The sequence below is a fragment of the Meiothermus sp. Pnk-1 genome, assembly GCF_003226535.1.
GTDB lineage: Bacteria > Deinococcota > Deinococci > Deinococcales > Thermaceae > Allomeiothermus.
This window is the reverse complement of sequence record NZ_QKOB01000005.1, coordinates 57,208-73,619: the sequence shown is the minus strand read 5'-3', so window position 1 is coordinate 73,619 and position 16,412 is coordinate 57,208. Positions and strand designations below refer to the sequence as shown.

Annotated in this window: 19 protein-coding genes, 2 tRNA genes and 1 CRISPR repeat array; of the genes, 20 read left to right on the top strand and 1 reads right to left on the bottom strand. The window is 63.1% G+C overall.

The window, feature by feature from the left end:
• Positions 1–142: 142 nt before the first annotated feature.
• The 17 genes from cas10 to DNA98_RS08680 all read left to right on the top strand — a co-directional run bounded on the left by cas10 (position 143) and on the right by DNA98_RS08680 (position 13,580).
• Positions 143–2,566, top strand: coding sequence for a type III-A CRISPR-associated protein Cas10/Csm1 (gene cas10, locus DNA98_RS08760; protein WP_110529209.1), 2,424 nt, complete (start codon positions 143–145; stop codon positions 2,564–2,566).
• A 9-nt stretch (positions 2,567–2,575) separates the two neighbouring features.
• Entirely contained in the window at positions 2,576–2,986 is a 411-nt protein-coding gene (gene csm2, locus DNA98_RS08755; RefSeq protein ID WP_110529204.1) for a type III-A CRISPR-associated protein Csm2, read from the top strand.
• Positions 2,983–3,657, top strand: a complete 675-nt coding sequence (gene csm3 / locus DNA98_RS08750; RefSeq protein WP_110529201.1) for a type III-A CRISPR-associated RAMP protein Csm3 — start codon at positions 2,983–2,985, stop codon at positions 3,655–3,657. The genes csm2 and csm3 overlap by 4 nt, the downstream gene beginning before the upstream one ends.
• Positions 3,654–4,526, top strand: coding sequence for an RAMP superfamily CRISPR-associated protein (locus DNA98_RS08745; protein ID WP_110529198.1), 873 nt, complete (start codon positions 3,654–3,656; stop codon positions 4,524–4,526). The genes csm3 and DNA98_RS08745 overlap by 4 nt, the downstream gene beginning before the upstream one ends.
• Positions 4,523–5,653 (top strand): type III-A CRISPR-associated RAMP protein Csm5, encoded by a 1,131-nt coding sequence (gene csm5 / locus DNA98_RS08740; RefSeq protein WP_110529195.1) that lies wholly within the window; start codon positions 4,523–4,525, stop codon positions 5,651–5,653. The genes DNA98_RS08745 and csm5 overlap by 4 nt, the downstream gene beginning before the upstream one ends.
• 31 nt (positions 5,654–5,684) lie before the next feature.
• Positions 5,685–5,939 (top strand): type II toxin-antitoxin system VapB family antitoxin, encoded by a 255-nt coding sequence (locus DNA98_RS08735; protein ID WP_110529192.1) that lies wholly within the window; start codon positions 5,685–5,687, stop codon positions 5,937–5,939.
• The gene (locus DNA98_RS08730; protein ID WP_110529189.1) at positions 5,939–6,319 is read left to right on the top strand and encodes a type II toxin-antitoxin system VapC family toxin; all 381 of its coding nucleotides are present in this window, start codon (positions 5,939–5,941) and stop codon (positions 6,317–6,319) included. The genes DNA98_RS08735 and DNA98_RS08730 overlap by 1 nt, the downstream gene beginning before the upstream one ends.
• Entirely contained in the window at positions 6,316–7,104 is a 789-nt protein-coding gene (cas6, locus tag DNA98_RS08725) for a CRISPR-associated endoribonuclease Cas6 (RefSeq protein WP_110529186.1), read from the top strand. Before DNA98_RS08730 ends, cas6 begins: the two co-directional genes overlap by 4 nt.
• Positions 7,058–8,521, top strand: coding sequence for a TIGR02710 family CRISPR-associated CARF protein (locus tag DNA98_RS08720; protein ID WP_110529183.1), 1,464 nt, complete (start codon positions 7,058–7,060; stop codon positions 8,519–8,521). Before cas6 ends, DNA98_RS08720 begins: the two co-directional genes overlap by 47 nt.
• Positions 8,518–9,489: a CRISPR-associated endonuclease Cas1 gene (gene cas1, locus DNA98_RS08715; RefSeq protein WP_110529180.1), complete on the top strand. Its 972-nt coding sequence runs from the start codon at positions 8,518–8,520 to the stop codon at positions 9,487–9,489. Before DNA98_RS08720 ends, cas1 begins: the two co-directional genes overlap by 4 nt.
• Before the next feature lies 1 nt (position 9,490).
• Positions 9,491–9,796: a CRISPR-associated endonuclease Cas2 gene (cas2, locus tag DNA98_RS08710; protein WP_110529178.1), complete on the top strand. Its 306-nt coding sequence runs from the start codon at positions 9,491–9,493 to the stop codon at positions 9,794–9,796.
• Between the two features lie 344 nt (positions 9,797–10,140).
• A CRISPR array of direct repeats spans positions 10,141–10,403; the repeat unit is 36 nt; unit sequence AGTCGCAAACAAAAAGCCCCGTAAGGGGATTGCAAC.
• 44 nt (positions 10,404–10,447) lie between these two features.
• Complete coding sequence (locus DNA98_RS08705) at positions 10,448–10,657, top strand: hypothetical protein (protein WP_110529175.1); 210 nt, start codon at positions 10,448–10,450, stop codon at positions 10,655–10,657.
• Positions 10,654–10,923 (top strand): putative toxin-antitoxin system toxin component, PIN family, encoded by a 270-nt coding sequence (locus DNA98_RS08700; RefSeq protein WP_110529172.1) that lies wholly within the window; start codon positions 10,654–10,656, stop codon positions 10,921–10,923. The genes DNA98_RS08705 and DNA98_RS08700 overlap by 4 nt, the downstream gene beginning before the upstream one ends.
• Positions 10,856–11,056 (top strand): putative toxin-antitoxin system toxin component, PIN family, encoded by a 201-nt coding sequence (locus DNA98_RS18510; RefSeq protein ID WP_370444441.1) that lies wholly within the window; start codon positions 10,856–10,858, stop codon positions 11,054–11,056. The genes DNA98_RS08700 and DNA98_RS18510 overlap by 68 nt, the downstream gene beginning before the upstream one ends.
• 227 nt (positions 11,057–11,283) lie before the next feature.
• Positions 11,284–11,418 carry a hypothetical protein gene (locus tag DNA98_RS18345; protein ID WP_255418283.1) on the top strand — a complete coding sequence of 45 codons (135 nt, stop codon included), beginning with the start codon at positions 11,284–11,286 and terminating at the stop codon, positions 11,416–11,418.
• 190 nt (positions 11,419–11,608) lie between these two features.
• A complete protein-coding gene (locus DNA98_RS08690; protein ID WP_110529169.1) occupies positions 11,609–12,076 on the top strand; it encodes a type II toxin-antitoxin system VapC family toxin in 468 nt (155 codons plus the stop codon).
• Positions 12,077–12,371: 295 nt separating this feature from the next.
• Positions 12,372–13,580 carry a TIGR02710 family CRISPR-associated CARF protein gene (locus DNA98_RS08680; RefSeq protein ID WP_110529166.1) on the top strand — a complete coding sequence of 403 codons (1,209 nt, stop codon included), beginning with the start codon at positions 12,372–12,374 and terminating at the stop codon, positions 13,578–13,580.
• Between the two features lie 43 nt (positions 13,581–13,623).
• On the opposite strand, the gene DNA98_RS08675 is transcribed toward DNA98_RS08680, so the two are convergent.
• A tRNA-Pro gene (locus DNA98_RS08675) sits at positions 13,624–13,700 on the bottom strand.
• A gap of 144 nt (positions 13,701–13,844) precedes the next feature.
• Between DNA98_RS08675 and DNA98_RS08670 the strand changes: the two genes are divergently transcribed.
• From DNA98_RS08670 to DNA98_RS08655, 3 genes are all read left to right on the top strand, one after another.
• Positions 13,845–13,921: transfer RNA gene (locus DNA98_RS08670), tRNA-Ile, on the top strand.
• 428 nt (positions 13,922–14,349) lie between these two features.
• Positions 14,350–15,363, top strand: a complete 1,014-nt coding sequence (locus DNA98_RS08660; RefSeq protein ID WP_110529163.1) for an LptF/LptG family permease — start codon at positions 14,350–14,352, stop codon at positions 15,361–15,363.
• On the top strand, positions 15,360–16,400 hold the full coding sequence (locus DNA98_RS08655) for an LptF/LptG family permease (protein WP_110529160.1): 1,041 nt from the start codon (positions 15,360–15,362) through the stop codon (positions 16,398–16,400). Before DNA98_RS08660 ends, DNA98_RS08655 begins: the two co-directional genes overlap by 4 nt.
• The last annotated feature ends 12 nt before the right edge of the window (positions 16,401–16,412 follow it).

The window sequence follows — 16,412 nt, the reverse complement described above, 5'->3', positions numbered from 1 at the left end:
GAGCTCGCTCCGCCCTCCCTCGCGTCGTGCGTCTTGCGTTTAGCGTACGACATACAAGTTACCAGACCACTTCACCATCAAATCCTACCGCCGGAACGAGCGCCGCCACAGACCCCTCCCCCGTGAGCTAGACTAACTACAAATGCCCGATGCTTCCCACCTTGCCTTAGCCGCCCTCCTCCACGACCTCGGCAAGCTCTACCAGCGGGCCTACTGGGGCCGGGCGCCCGAAGGGGTTGCCGATTGGAGCCACCCGGCCTATACCGCGTGGGTCATACACCGGCACCACCGGTTGTTCGAGCCGGTGGGCCTTGAGGCCGCCTGGCTCGCCCCCACCGCCGCCCGCCACCACGAGGGCTGGCGCGACAAGCCCCAGTACCAGCCCCAGACCCCCGAGCAGTGGTGCGTGGCCTTGGCCGATACCTACGCCTCGCGCGAGCGACAAGAATCGGATGCGCAGGGCGGGCATGCCCCCGACACCCCGCTTAGATCGGTCTTTGCCAACCTGCGGGTGCAAGGCACTTACGGCCAGCGCGACTGGGGCTACTCCATGGTACGGGCCCAGCAGGAGGTGGGCCAGAAACCGGGGGAGGCCTACCCGGAGGCCAGACCCAACGTCTCAAGGGACACCTACTGGCGGGTGGCCGAGCGGCTGGACGCGCGGCTGGAGGAGTTGGCCCAGCGGAAACCGGGCCTCGAGGCCCTGCTCTTGAACCTGCTGGGTCTCTTCCAGGAGCTGTTGTGGAACCTGCCCTCGGACACCCAGGGCGAGCCGGATGTCTCGCTCTTCGACCACCTGCGCCTCACCGGGGCCATCGCGGCGGCGCTGTGGGCCTACCACGGGGAGTCGCCTGGCCTCGAGGCGCTCAAGGACGAAAGCCTTGAGAAGTTCCTGCTGGTGCTGGGCGACCTGGGCGGCATCCAGGGCCACATCTACCGCATCCAGGGGGCCCAGACCGGGGTGGGGGGCCTGGCCAAGCGCCTGCGGGCGCGCAGCCTCGAGGTCTCCCTGGCCGCCGAAGCCCTGGGCTTGGAACTCCTGCGGCGCACCGGCTTCACCCCCTTGCAGCGCATCATGAGCGCGGGGGGCAAGTTTTACCTGCTGCTGCCCAACACCGAGAAAACCCGCCAGGCCCTAAACGAAGTGCGTCAGGAATGGGAAGAATGGGCCTTGCAGCAGGGGGCCACCCTGCTGCCCTTCCTGGCCGAGCACCCCTTTAGCCCCGCCAGGTTCAAACGCTTCAGCCAGGTGCTCCAGGAGGCGCACCGCAAGCTGGCCGAGGCCAAGCTCAGGCCCCTGCAAAGCCAGCTTGACCAGCCCTACCTGAGCACGGGCCAGCAGAGCCTGCGCCCCTGCCTGGCCTGCGGGGTGCGCCCGGCCAGATCGGCCACCAACCCCCTCTGCTATGGCTGCGAGCGCGACGCGCACACGGGCCGCCTGATTCCCAAGCGGGCGGAGATCGGCTTTTTCCCTCAGGACGCCCCCAAACCCCACTACCGCTTCCCCGGCCTGCGGGTGGGGCTCGAGCCCTCCAGCATCCACACCCTGCGCACCGGCCTCGAGTTCACCCCCGCGGCCCACCCCTGGGAGGTGCGGCTTTTGGCGGGGCATGTCCCCACCCTAAAAGACGCCCTGGGTACGGGGCGTTGGCGCGACCTGGCCGAGTACCAAGTCTGGGCAAAGGAGCAGGGGCTTTGGGAGGAGGAAGAGGGCGGGCGCAGCGAGCAAGACCCCCTCACCCTGGCCGAGCTGGCCGAGCTCTCCACCGGGGCCAAGTACCTGGGGGCGCTGATGCTCGACGCCGACCGCATGGGCGAGGCCTTCGCCACCGGCTTCACGAACGAGCAGGGAGAAGACCACAGCAGCCCCAGCCGCATGGCCAGCCTGTCGCGTATGCTCGAGCTCTTCTTCGCGGGCGAGGTGCTGGAGCTCGTCAAAAACCCCAAAACCTACCAACATCGCCTGGACTGGGACGACTTAGCCGCTGGGAAAAAAGCCCGGCGCTACCCCCTGATCTACTCGGTCTACGCCGGGGGTGACGACCTGTTCCTGCTGGGGCCCTGGGACACGCTCCTGGAGTTCGCCCTGGACTTAGAAGCGCTCTACCGCCGGTTCACCCAGCACCCCCAGCTCACCCTCTCGGGCGGGTTCGCGCTGGTGAACCCCAGCCTGCCCATCCCCTTGCTGGCCGAGGCGGTGCAGGAGGCCGAGAAAGCCGCCAAAGCCAGTGGGCGCAACCGGCTCCACCTCTTCGGCCAGAGCGTGCCCTGGGACGAGTTGCGCAGCTTGGTGCCCTGGGTGCGGGATTTCCAAGAGCACCTAAGTGCCGAGGGCAAGAAGGGGATGACCAGCGCTCTGGCCTACCGGCTGCTCAGGCTCTGGCGGCAGCACCAAAAGCAGGAAGACCCGGCCCGCCAGATGCGCTACAAGCCGCTTTTGGCCTACACCCTGCGCGAGCGGAGCGACGAGATACGCCAGCACTACCTACGGCTAGCCGACCATACCCACCAAGCCTGGCGTCACCTGCCGGTGTGGGTGCAGTGGGGGCTTTATCTGGAGCGGTAAGGAGGAACGATGGAGTTCTATCAGGACAGGCAAAACAAGATTCTCCGGCCGGGGCTCTTCGACGCGGAAGCCAAAAGGGACGCCGACGGGGTGCAGGGCATCCAGTCCAGCCAATTTCGCAACTACTTCCACGAGTTGCGCACGTTGGAGGCTAACTTCGAGCGCGAGGCCAAAGGTAACCCTCAGGTGGCCTTTGCCAAGCTGGTCCCGCAGCTCGAGCTCCTCAAAGCCAAACTGGCCTACGGGCAGCGCAAGAACGGCCCCCTGCAAAACGCCGGTGGGTTCGTCAGCCTGATGAACCGCTTGATCGATGCGGGCAAAAAGAGCCCCGAGGACTTCGAGGCCATGATGCAGTACCTCGAGGCTGTGCTGGCTTACTTCTACGCCAAGGAAGGGCAAAACCAGGGGGGACGCAGATGAAGCTACTGTTCTACAAGCGTATTTTCGGCATCATCCGGCTCAAAAGCGGCCTGCGCATCGGCATGAGCAAGGACCAGATGGCCATCGGGGACGTGGACAACCCGGTCATCCGCAACCCCCTCACCGAGGAGCCCTACATCCCCGGCTCCTCGCTCAAGGGCAAGATGCGGTATCTGCTCGAGTGGCACCTGGGCGGGAAGTACATCACCGAGTCCGACCAGTACCACGTTTACAAAGACGAAGATGGCCCCATTGGGCGGATCTTTGGTGTGGCCCCCGGCAACGATCGGCGCAGCAAAGAGCTGGCCCTTCAGCGCGGTCCGACCCGTCTGTTGGTGCGCGACGCCTACCTGACGCCCGAGTCCAAGCAGGCCTTGGAGCGCATGACCGCCCGTGGCGGCTACCTCACCGAGGTCAAGCAGGAGGTCTTCATCCCTCGTATCGGCGGCGACGCCAACCCCCGCACCGCCGAGCGCGTGCCCGCCGGGGCCGAGTTCGCCTTCGAGATGGTCTACCGGGTGATGGACACCGGGGATGGCGGCCAGACCGACCGGGAGAACTTCCGCCACGTAGAGAAGGCCCTCGAGCTCTTACAGCTCGACGGGTTGGGCGGCTATATCAGCCGGGGGTATGGGCAGATAGAGCTAAAGTATCAGGTCGAGGACAAATGAGGGTCAAGGCTTTCCACCTGGCGCTGGGCAGCCTCAGCGCCCCGCCCACGGCGCCCACCCTGTGGGGCCACCTGGCCTGGTGGGTGCGCTATACCCAGGGGGAGGCGGCCCTGAAGGAGTGGCTCGAGGCCTTCCGGCACGATCCCCCTTTCCTCCTCTCCTCGGCCTTCCCCCAAGGCTACCTGCCCCGCCCCCTGCTGCCCCCCATCCAGGTGCCGGACACCCTACAGCGCAAAGCGCTCAAGGGCCTGCGCTACCTGAGCCTCGAGACCTTCGGGCGGGTGATTCGGGAGGGCGAAAAGGCTTTGCTGGAGGCCCCCGAGCTCAAAGAGCAGAAGGCCCCCAAGGTGACCCTGGCCGCCCAGACCCGCGTGGGCATCGCCCGCGCCACCGGCACCGCGCAGGAGGGCATCCTCTTCACCCACCGGGTGTACTGGCTGAACCAGACCTGGACGGTATACGTGCAACTTCGCCGCGAGGCAGCCTACCTGGAGGAGGCCCTGCGGCAGATCGGCACCTTCGGCTACGGGGGCATGGCCAGCGTGGGGCTGGGGCGCTTCGAGGTGGTGGGCACGCAAGAGCTCGAGCTGCCCGAGGCCCCAAACCCCACCCACTACGTCACCCTTTCCCCCACCCTGCCCAAAGGCGAGGGGTACTGGGCCCTGGAAACCTACTGGGGCCGCCTGGGGGGCCACTACGCCCAGGCCGAAACCCCCTTCAAGCGCCCTTACCTGCGGGCCAAGGAGGGCAGCGTGTTCCGGGAAAAGCCCACCGCCGGCCTTTTGGACGTGACCCCGGAACCGGCTCCGGAGGCGGGGGTGCGGGTGTGGGAGTACCTCTATCCCTTCTGCTTGGGGGTGCGGGTATGAGCTTTTTGGAGAGTTACCGCCTCGAGCTCGAGCTCCTGGGCCCCGTCCACGTGGGCACTGGGGAGGCCTTCCCGGCTTACAGCTACCTGGTGGACGAGGCCCAAAAGGAAGCCCTGATCCTGAACGCGGGGCGGCTCTTGGAGCTTTTGAGCGAAACCCAGCAAAAGAACTACCTCGAGGCCATCGCCCAAGGCCCCAAGCAAGCCCAGAAGACCCTGCAATCCCTCTGGAGCAGCGGCCTGGTAGACCCCACCCCGGCCATCCTGCGCCGCCTCCCGGTAACCCCGGCTTTCATCAACACCGTCAAAAATGCCACCGATGCCGCAGGTCTGGAGTTCCGCCCCTTGCCCAGAAGCCCGCTGGGGGCCTACCTGCCAGGATCGTCCATCAAAGGCGCGCTGCGCACGGCCTGGCTGTTCAAGCGGGTGGTGCAGCAAGGGCGGGATATCGAGTACAAAAGTCGCTGGCAGTGGGGCCCGAGGGTTCAAGGCGACGAATGGCCGCTCATTCAGCCGCCCCAGAAGATATCAACCCCTGTCGCCCAGGCCTTTGAGGCCCTGGTGCTGGACTACGCCACCGAGCGCAGCCCCAACCTCCACCGCGACCCCTTCCGGCAGGTGCGGGTGGGGGACAGCGACCCCAGCGACAACCTCTTGCTCAACCGCATCGGGGTGTTCCACCCCAGGGGCCAGATGGACCAGACCGTAATCCTGGCCGAGATGTTCCGGGTGGGAACCAAGCTCCAAGCCACCCTGCGCCTGCACGCCGGCTTAGCCCGGCAAAGGCATAAGGACACGGTGTCCCACGCCATTTCCGCCCAGGCGCTGGCCGAGGCCTGCCGGGAGTACTACCGCGAGGTGCTTCACCTCGAGCGGGAATACGCGCAAAACCACGGTCTTGCACAAGCGCTCAGGGTCTACGAGACCCTGGAGAAGCGAATGAACGAGGATAACCGCCTCTTCCCCCTGCGCATTGGCTTTGGCAGCGGGCGCATCTCCATTCGGCTGGCGCTGCTGCTCGATGGTGAGGAGGGCCAGGAGCCCAAAACCCGCAAAACCGCCGGGCACTCGAGCCCCAAAGACGGCTTCCCGCTGGGTTGGGCTCTTGCCCGGCTCGAGCCCTGCTGAAACCCTGCTTTTTTCAAGCTACACTGAACCCATGGCCCTCACCGTGAAAAACCCCGAGGTCGAGCGCCTGGCCGAGGAGGTGGCCCGCCTGGCGGGCGAGACCAAGACCGAGGCCATCCGCAAGGCCCTCCTGGAGCGCAAGGCCCGGCTGGCCCAGCCCGAGCGCCCGCGCAGCGAAGTAATCGAGGAATTTCTGCGCGAGATGCACGATCTATTGCCCAAAGGACGCCGCCCTACCAAGGAGGAAGAGGAAGAAATCCTGGGCTTTGGGCCGGAGGGCTTTTGATGGTGCTGGACAGCTCGGTACTGCTGCATATTCTCTTCCGCGAACCCGGTTATCCGGAGGTTGCGCATCGGCTCAACCAGGCCGAACGGCTGCTGGTAGGGGCTCCGACGCTGGTAGAAACAGCCATGGTGCTGATACGTCGGGAAGGTGTCGCGCAGCTACTCTTACTGGAAGACTTTTTGCGCCGCCTTCGGGTAGAAGTGGTGCCTTTTACCGAGGAGCATTACCATGAAGCCCTCTCGGCCTTCCGGCGCTTTGGCAAGGGCCGCCACCCCGCGGCCCTCAACTTTGGCGACTGCCTGAGCTACGCGGTGGCCAAGGTATCGGGCCTCCCCCTAGCCTACGTGGGCGACGACTTCGCCCAGACCGACCTGGCATGATTCTCGCGGCTTTGGTTCTCCCCCTCGAAGGCCCCGCCCGCCCCGACCCCGATGGCTGGCGCGGCCTGATCTACGGCCTGCTCAAGGGAATAGACCCCGAGCTTCACGCGGCCCAGCCCAACCCCTTCAGCCTGGGCCTGGGCGGGGCCGAGGGCGCGTGGTGGGTGCGGGTGAGCCTGCTGGATGAAGGGCTGTATGCTCGCCTCTCGCCCCACCTGTTCGGCCTGGCGGGCCAGAGCGTCAAGCTCAAGGAGCCCTGCCGGGTGAAAGCTGTCTTGCAGGAGGGGCACCCCTGGGCCGGCGTGAGCACCTACCCCAAGCTCTTCCAGGGCCAGGCCACGGCCAGCCTGGGGCTCCAGTTCGCCAGCCCCACCTTCTTCCGCCGCAAGGGGACCAGCTACCCCCTGCCCGAGCCCAAACTGGTCCTCGACTCGCTTACCCAGCGCTGGAACGCCTTCGCCCCGGTCAAGGTGCCCCTTGAGGTGCAGCAGGCCTGGGAGCGCCTCACGGTGAGCGCTTTCCAGGGCCGCACCCACCGCATCGCGCCCAACCCGGACGAGCGGGGGGTGGGCTTCGTGGGCCGGGTGGTCTACCACCTGCCCAAGGCCAGCCCCACCGAGGCCCAGTGGTTGCAGGCGTTGGGGCGGTTTGCCTTCTACGCCGGGGTAGGGGCCAAGACCAGCTTAGGGTTTGGGCGGGTGCGGGGGTTCGATCTGCTGCGAGAAAAAAGGAGGTCTGATGAACCGGAACAAGGAGCACTTGCGGGAGCTTTGGGAGAAGTATAAAAGCCTTTTGGGTCAGAGCAATCCTCGGGTTGAGCCAACCCCTCAGGCAAAAGAAGCGCAGGAAGTCTATAAAAACCAGATCTGGCCCCTGACCAAGGAGGGCTTTGTAGATAAAGGCGCACAGGATTACGCAGCTTCCTTTCACACTGTGGGAACTACCCCGGAGCCGGTTATCTTGTCGGCAAAAGCCTTAAACGCCGAAAAAGTATACCTACTCCATACCGCAGATACGGAGAAGCAGTGCCGAACAATCGAAACCGAGCTTGGATGGGGTATTGATCGAATCAAGACCGTGCAGGTTAGCCGCAGCGACCCAGAGGACATCTATAAGCAAGTACGCCAAATAGTGGATGATCTATCTCTCAGTGCAGCCCTCGCTTTCGACCCCACCGGCGGCACCAAAGCGATGGTTGCAGGGCTAGCCATGTTTGCCTTTTCGCTAGCGGAGGAAGGCCGAACGGCGCATGTGTACTACGTGGATAACGAAGAGTACGATGATCAGCTTCGCCGCCCCGTAGCAGGAACGGAGTTCTTGAAGCGCCTCGAGAACCCTCGCGAGGTAATACCCGACTGGCTCTATTACCGTGCCAAAGAAGCATATTCGCAAGGGGATTTTTTACGAGCTAAGCAGAATTTCAACCTAGCGGCAGAGCGAGAAAATAAGGCGCGCAGCCTCGAGGCGGTCTTGTCCGAAGCTTATGAATCCATAGATATCGCGCAGTTTAAACTGGCAAAAACACGGCTAGAAGAGCTGCTCGATCTTTTACAAAAGCATCCATACAAACAAAGCCCCCTCGCCAAGTACACCGATGCTATTGGCGCTCAAAAGGAGGGGCTCGAGGCCATTATTCAGCTTACGGGTGCGCTGTCTAGCAAAGAACGGAGTACAGCCCCACTTGCGGAACCGACCAAGGTTGCCTGGACGCTGGCAGCCCTCGACTTCATGGCCGGACGAAGGCTAAAGACGGGCCGTATCGCCGAAGCCGTGCTGCTGCGCTACCGCGCCCTCGAGCTGTTTTTACAACACCGCCTTGCGCTCAGAGGCTTCGATACTGCAAAGCCAGACTTTCAGCAGTTGTGCACTGCACTCGGTATATCCCTCGAAGTTCTCAAAGAGAAGTACCAGAATGAACGCAAGGCGGCAAAGGCAAAGCCAGATGATGCACTGGAGCAAAGAAGCGCCGTAGACTTGAGCACCGCTTTCTTTTTGCTTCGGGCGTTGGGCGATGAACCAGCTAAGGCCATTAACGCAAACAAGGTGCTCGGCTTAGCCAGCGCCCGCGATGTCTCGGTTTTTGCTCATGGCTTCGAGCTTCCTACGGAAGCCAATGCTGAAAACCTATCGGAAGTATTGACCGAGTTCATCCGGCATGGGGGACTACCGGAGGTCAGGTTCGAGCCCATTCCCCTTGCATGACCCTCCACCTCACCGAGCAGTCCTCCACCCTGCGCCTGCGTCAGGGAAGGCTGCAGGTAGAGCTGGACGGGCAAACCCTGGCCGAACTCCCCGCCCGCAAGGTGCGGGGGGTGGTGGTGTGGGGTAACGTGCGGCTCACCACCCCGGCCCTGGCCTTTTTGTTGCGCCAGGGGGTGCCGGTGCTGTACGCCACCCTCGAGGGCCAGCTCTACGGGCAGGCCATCTCCTCCCAAGGCCTGGCCCCCGAGGTGCTACGGGCGCAGCTACAGGCCCAGCAAAACCCCCTACCCTTTGCCCAAGGCTTCCTGCTGGGCAAGCTGCGCTCGGGGCTGATGCTGCTCGAGCGCCTCTCGCGCCAAGCCCCCACCGCCCCCCAGCAGGCCGAAATCCGCTCTGCCCTTGCGGCCCTGCCCCAGGCTTCTGGCCTCGAGGCCTTGCGGGGCCTGGAAGGGGGCGCCGCACGGGCCTACTTCGCCGGGCTTCAGGCGGTGCTCTCGCCCTACGGCTTCTCCGGGCGCAACCGCCGCCCCCCCACCGACGCCGTGAACGCCGCGCTCTCCTATGGCTACATGGTGCTGCTGGGCCGCGTCCTGCTGGCCTTACAACTGGCCGGGCTGCACCCCGAGCTGGGCCTGCTGCACGCCGAGGGCCGCCGCGCCCCCGCCCTGGCCCTCGACCTGATGGAGGAGTTCCGGGTTCCGGTGGTGGATGCCGTGGTGACGGCGGCCTTCCTGCGCGGCGAGCTAGACCCCCAGAAGCACGCCGAACCCCGCGACGGCGGGGTCTATCTCAACGACACGGGCCGCAAGGTGCTGCTCAAGTTGCTGGAAGAGCGCCTGAACCAGGAGGCCCAGCACCCCAAGGGCTTCCGCAAGCCCTACCAGGAACTCATCGAAACCCAGGCCGCCCGGCTCAAGGCGGCCATCCTGGGGCGCAAGCCCTACACGCCCTTCTACCTTTGGAGGTGAAATGTCTGCCGAACGTTTCTACACCATCACCTACGACATCCCCGACGATGGCCGCCCGGTCAAGGTGGCCAACACCCTCAAGGGCTTTGGCGAGCGGGTGCAGCTCTCGGTCTTCGAGTGCTGGCTCAGCCCGGCACAGCTTCAGCAGCTCAAGCAGCTTTTGCAGAAGAGGCTCGAGCCCACCGAGGACGGCGTGCGCATCTACCCCGTAGGCGGAGCGGTAGAGGTGCTGGGTGTGGGCCGAATCTCCGAAAACCCCGACTACCTGATCCTTAAAACGTGTTTGCCCTACGGGCAAAGCAACTAGCCCGCAAAAAATCCCTGCGCGATCGCACCCCCTCGCCGGAGAAAGCGACCACCATCCCCGTCTGGAAGGGCACAAAGCCCGCTTCTCAAAACCCGGCGTTATGTTTTGCGCAAAATGCTATAATGTCTAGCGGGGCCACCCGCAGCGCACCTTGAAAGCCAGTTTTTCCCTTCTCCATCGCAAATCCCTGCGACACAAAATCTAAATGTGCAGGGAAGTAAGCACCCATCGGCACAAACCCCGCTTTTCACCCCACTTATCCACAGGGAGGCGGTGGATAACTCCACTTTCTCATAAATCTACCCTCCGGCACCCCTGTACAGAACGGGGTTTTATGGGGTATGCTGTCGCAAACAAAAAGCCCCGTAAGGGGATTGCAACTCCCTGTCACCCGCCTCCTCTGCTTCCTCGAGCTTGAGGAGTCGCAAACAAAAAGCCCCGTAAGGGGATTGCAACTGAACAAACTCTTTTTTGCACTTGCTGCACTTGATCACCAGTCGCAAACAAAAAGCCCCGTAAGGGGATTGCAACAAAATAAATATTGTTCAGCAAAAAAACGCGGAGTAAAAACAGTCGCAAACAAAAAGCCCCGTAAGGGGATGCAACGCTCTCGAGGAGCAGTGCTGAAAGCGGTTGTGATAGCCTATAAGCATGCGAAGCGTAACCCTTCCGAACAGCGTCGCCGAGGCCCTAGAGCGCTTCAAGAAGGAACGCGGTCGCGGCTGGTCGCGGGAACTGATCAGCCTTCTTCGGGCGGAACTCGAGCGCGAACAGGCACGCCAAGAGTTGGGCTCGCTCCTGCGTGAAATTCGCGCTCAAAGCGGGCTGAGCGAACGAGAGGTCTACCAGAAACTTCGATGAGGCTCGTCCTCGATACAAACGTCCTGGTGGCGGGGACCTTGACCCAAGGCCCCGCCGCTAAGGTGTTGGACCTCTGGATCGAAGGCCGTTTTGACCTGCTCACCTCCGAAGCTCAACTGGCTGAACTCAAACGGATCTTGCAAACTAAGTTCAAAGCCCACATCTCGCCCGTCCGCCGCGCCCAACTGTTGGGCGCGGCTGCGCAAAGCCGCGATCCTGATCCAGCCCAAACATCGCCCCCAGCTCTCGCCCGACCCCGACGATAACCCGATCTTGGCAATCGCCGTCGAGGGCCAAGCTGATGCGCTGATAACCGGTGACAAAGGCCACTTGCTCTCGCTCAAGGTGCGCGGCCTCCGCATCGCCACGGTGCGGCAGTTTCTCAGGGAGATTTCGTGAGTCGCGCTGCCGCATAACTTGAATCCGCAAATCGCGCGCCGCAAACAAAAAGCCCCGTAAGGGCGACTCATTGACCGCATTGGCATTTGCGATGTGGCCGCCTAGGGTACTTCTGGTCGCAGGCATCGCTAAATTTTTGAGCTTGAATGGAGAAGAGATTGGAGAGGATTCAAGGGCATGTCGCATTTCCACTCTCTAGCCACACCCAGCAAATGGCTAAAACGTAAATGAGCATCGCTGGCTTCGCCAAAGACAACGCTTTCGAGCTGGCCGGCGGGCCCTACCTCGGCCTGGGCCGCCTGCGCAACCTGCAATATCGCCACCCTGCAAGCCCTGGTGGCCTTCGGCCCTGGCTGGCATGAGAACTGTGGCAAGCCCACCAAGCGTGATAAGCTGAGGGCATGAAGCGTGAAGGGAAAACCCCCAAAGAAAAAACTGCCCCCATCAAGGAATGGCCAGAAGACTTCCCAGTTATTGAGCCTACCGCGCCGGGCAAACCCCCTCTACCTAAACCCGTCAAACTCAAACCCGGGAAAAAGACTTCCCTCGAGTATGTCCGCGAACAACGGAGATAACCTGGTCGTTTTTGATACCGGAGCCTTGATCCAACTGCATACCCAAGAGCGCTTCAACGCACTGTCAGCGCAGGTGTACAACCAAGCAAGCCAAGTAGGGCTGTGCTACTTGGTGCTGCCAGAAATCGCCGGAGCAACCGGCGCAATGATGCGCGATAAGCGCATTTCGAAGCAACAAAGAAACCAAATACAAAACTTTGTAATAAATAACCTAAAATATTGGCTGATTTTGCCTGTTTCCAAGCGTGTGTGCGATCTGGCCTTTGACCTATGCCAAAAACACCCCCTCAAAGGGGTGGATGCCGTACATCTCGCCGCGGTAAAAACCCTTTTGTTGTTCAGGCCGCGTTTGACATTTTTCACCCTGGACAAAACCCTGTACCAGGCTGCCATAAAAGAAAAAGTTCCGGTTGTAGCAGTCTCGGAGTTCGAACGTGGCCGGTAGGCAAACCTTCCGCATCCTCATCGTGGGCAAGTCGGGCCCAGGCAAAGGCATCCTGGCCGCATGCCCGACGTGCTGACGGTGCTGGACGAAGCTCACCGCTTTTTCCCCTGGAGGGCGCGAAGCCGGGCATAACACCCCGTTCATCAACCAAATGCTTCAAGGGTCTGCCGGTGGGATTGACCCCGGCGTGATGCGGCAAGCCTCTCAGCTAATCGCTTTTCGAGTGACCGGGCGGGATAATTCGCAAACAAAAAGCCCCGTAAGGGGATCGCAACATTCCTGTTAGCATGTCGGTATGCGGGAGATAAAACAGGTGCTCATCGCTACAGTAGGCCACAGCCGGGCTCCTGTGGAGTTCAGCCTTGCGGAGCACGCGCCGGATGGGGTGGTTTTTATCGCCAGCCAGGATTCTCAGGTGGTGGCGGCGGAGTTGGTGCGGGAGTATGGCGCCAACCTACGCCACCACACCTTTTTGCTGGACGATCCCGAAAGCCTCACGGAGAGTTACCGCGTAGCTCAGCAGGCCTTGCGCAAGGCGCTGGAGTGGGAAGCCCGCAGCGTGGTGGCCGATGTGACCGGGGGAACCAAGCCCATGGTGGCGGGGGTGGTGCTGGCGCTCTCGGGGCGGGGGGTTACGTTTAGCTACGTGGGCGGCGAGCAGCGCGACGAAGCGGGGAGGGTGGTCGGCGGGGCCGAGCGGCTGAAGCTGCTGGAAGACCCCACCACGCGCTACGGGGTGCGGGAGTGGGGCGAGTTCGTTCAAGCCTGGAACATCGGCCAGATGGATGCGGCCGGGGCCCACCTCGAGGCCCTCCTCCAGCGCGAACTCAGCCCCTCGGAGCGGCGCTTTTACCGGCACTTGAAGGGCGTGGTGGAGGGGCTGGTGGCCTGGGACCGCTTTCAGCACGCCGCCGCGCAAAAGCTGTTGCGAGAGCACCTCGAGCCCGCCCTAGCGGTGGCCGAGGCCTGGGGCCACGGCGGCAAGGTGCGGGTGTTGCAGGGGTTGAAGCAGGGGCTCGAGCGGCTCCAGGAGTTGCTCAACCGGGGTAACGCGCCCAGCTTCGAGCTATTGGCCGACCTGCTGGCCAACGCCGAACGGCGGGCGGCCGCCGGGCGCTACGACGACGCCCTGGCCCGGCTGTACCGGGCGCTGGAGCTGGCCGCCGAGGCCGATGTCTACGCCCGCCACGGGGTAGTGCTGCGGCGGCCCGAGACCTATCCGGAAGCCTTGGTCAACCTAAAAGACCGAGCAAGCGGGTTGCGCGGGCTCAAGGAGACGCTGGCCCTGGCCTTCGACCTGGATGTTCGGGGTGGGTATACCGGTACGCTCGCCCAGCGCCTTTATGGTGATTATGCCCAGCGCCTCCAGGGGTTGCTGGATCGTCGTCACCAGAGCATCCTGGCCCACGGCATCAAGCCCGTAGCCGTAGAGGACTACCGAGCTCTACGAGACTATCTGGTAGAGTGCGGGCTCGAGGCGGCTCCAGCGTGGCCGAAGTGGTGAATATAAGGCCCGTATACGTTCCTATACGGGCCCAACGAATAGCTGGTCGGGGAGGCGGGATTTGAACCCACGACCACACGCACCCCAAGCGTGTGCGCTACCAGGCTGCGCTACTCCCCGTTGCTCACGCCGGTATAGACCAGACGCGCGCATATAAGTGTATAGACCGAGGGAAGGTTCGTCAACTGGCCAGATAAACGCCAGGCAAATGCGGAGCTTGACCGGTTGGGAGGAGTTCGCTATATTGGGAACTCGCTGGTGCGGGGGCGGTTAGCTCAGCTGGTTAGAGCACACGCCTGATAAGCGTGAGGTCGGTGGTTCGAGTCCACTACCGCCCACCACGATGGATAAGGCAAATCCCCGGGGTAAGCCCCGGGGACTTCCTTTTTTCCTTACCCCTTGTTTACCCCTTCGCCGGACGGCAAAAACCTCAGGGAGCGCAGGGTGGCCTTGAGGTCTTCCTGGGAGATGGGGATGTAGTGTCGAGTATCTGGGCTTAGGCCCAGTAGTTGGGGCAATGGCGTTCCCCACGGGTGTGCGGTGGCATCCGCATCAGCGCACCCGTGTAGCTCGCGATGAGCGAGAAAGAATCCCCGCCCTTTTAGGGCTGGGGAGAACGTCAAACCTTATGTTCTCCGCTTGGGACGTAGCGAAGGTGGGGTCTTCCGGCACGAGGATGAGCGCGTCGTTCACGACGGTGGACTACGAAACCGGGGCTTAGCCAATCCAGGGGCGATTCTCACCGACCAACGGCGTATACTGCCCCAGGATGCTTCGGCGTTATCTCATTCGCGAGACCCTAGGGCTTTACACGGTCGGCATCCTGATCTTTATCGGCTTGCTGACCACAGATCTCCTCTCCTCGCTGTCGGGAGTGTTGTTGCGCCAAAACACCCCGCTTTCCGACGTGCTACAACTGGTACTCTACCGCCTTCCCTACACGCTGGGGATCGCCTTACCGCTGGGGTTGGTATTTTCCCTGCTAGTCACCTTATCCCGCTGGATTCGCCAATCCGAACTCAAAGCGGCCTACGCAGCAGGAGTGCCTCCCAGAAGCTTGATTTGGCCAGTGCTCTTGTTGGGCTTGGCCGTATCGGCGGCAGCCTTATGGAACGAAGGCTGGATCAAGCCCGAGGCTCAGGCGCGTTTCGACGCCGTGCAGTACCGGATCTATTACGGCGCCCAGCTTTCGGGGGTGCTTAGCGATAAGGTTTATGCACCGGAGGGTCTGGGGGTCTACTATGCGCAGCACATCTACCCCGACCCTGAGGGGGCCCGCCTCGAGGGCGTGCGGGTGATCGAACCCGGAGGAGCCATCTGGAGCGCCGACCGGGGGCGCTGGCTGGAAAAATCCTGGCAGCTCGAGGACGCCTACCGGGTGGACCCGGACGGCAAAGTCACCCAAGTAAGCCGCCAACCCCTTCCCTTCCCAGCACGGTTCGTCCCTCAGAGCAGTTCCTCGGGGGCGCTCACCCTACGGCTCCCAGACCTGCACGCAGCGGCTCGGGTAGACCCTTCGGTGCGCTTCACCCTGGCCCGCACCTACGCCAACGCCCTGGGGGCTTTGGTGCTGGCTTGGCTGGCTATTGTGGTGGGGTTGTCTTTACGTGAATCAGCCTGGGCTTTTATCGGCATCGTGGCCCTGATCTTCGGCTACTGGGTACTCTGGACGGCCTCGGCGCAGTTCGCCAAGTTCGACGTCTGGGGGGCTTACGGCGCCTGGCTTCCCAACCTGGTGTACGGCGCCCTTGCCGCCTGGGGCACGGTGAGGTTATTGCGATGAGTCCGCTGGATCGTTATCTCTGGCGCGAGGTAGGGGCTGCCGTCTTGGGCGGGTTAGCAGTGATCGTGCTGGCGTTCATCGGGGGCTACTTGTATGAGGTGCTGGCCCCGCTGCTGCAACGGGGAGCCGACCCTTGGGTGATAGCCCAGTACCTGGCCTTCCGGGTACCCGAGGCTTTGGTACGCGGCTTGCCCATAGCGATGCTGTTTGCCCTGCTCCTGGTGCTCTCGAGAATGGGCGAGGAATCCGAACTCAAGGCATTTCTGGCCGGTGGAATTTCTCCTTTGCGGGTGCTCTTCCCGCTTTTGCTGTTGGCGGCAGTACTCTTCATCGGCGGGGTGCTGATCGGGGAGAGCATCGCCCCCAAGGCTACCCAGGCGGGGCAGAGCCTGTTGCGCCAGGCGGTGTTTCAAAAGCCTCGAGCGCTGCTGGTTCCTGGCAGCACCTTTACCGATGCCTACGGGCGCATCCTCTACGTGGGCCAAGCCGACGAGGGGGGGATTGGCGGGGTGCGGGTCATCACCGCCGAGGAGATCCTGCTTTCTGAACGCGCCCACTTTGAAGGGGGGCAGTTGGTGCTCGGGGGGGGCCGCCGGGTCACTTACGCCGGGAGCCGCCCCCGCACGGTAGCCCGCTTTGGGAGAGGCACCGTACCCTTGATCGAGCTGGCCCAGGATGCCCCCGGCGGGCTATCCGCCCTGACCCTGGCCGAGCTCAGAAGCCGGATCCAGCAGTACCGGCAAAGCGGGCTCCCCTACCACGCCGAACTCACCGCCTATTACCGCAAGTGGGCCGAGCCCGCCGCTGCTTTTGCCTTCACGATCTTCGCGGTGGGGCTGTCGTTTTTCTTGTTGGGCGGCAGCCGGAACCTGGGTATGGTGGGGGTAGTGGTGCTGACTTTCTTCTACTACGCCACCTGGAGCGTGGGCCGGATCATGGGCGAGTCGGGAGCCCTGCCGCCGCTGCTCGCAGCCTGGGGTCCGGGAACCCTCTACGCCGTAGCCGGGGTTGTGCTGCTGGGGGTAGGGCGCAGGTGAGCTGTAGGTCGT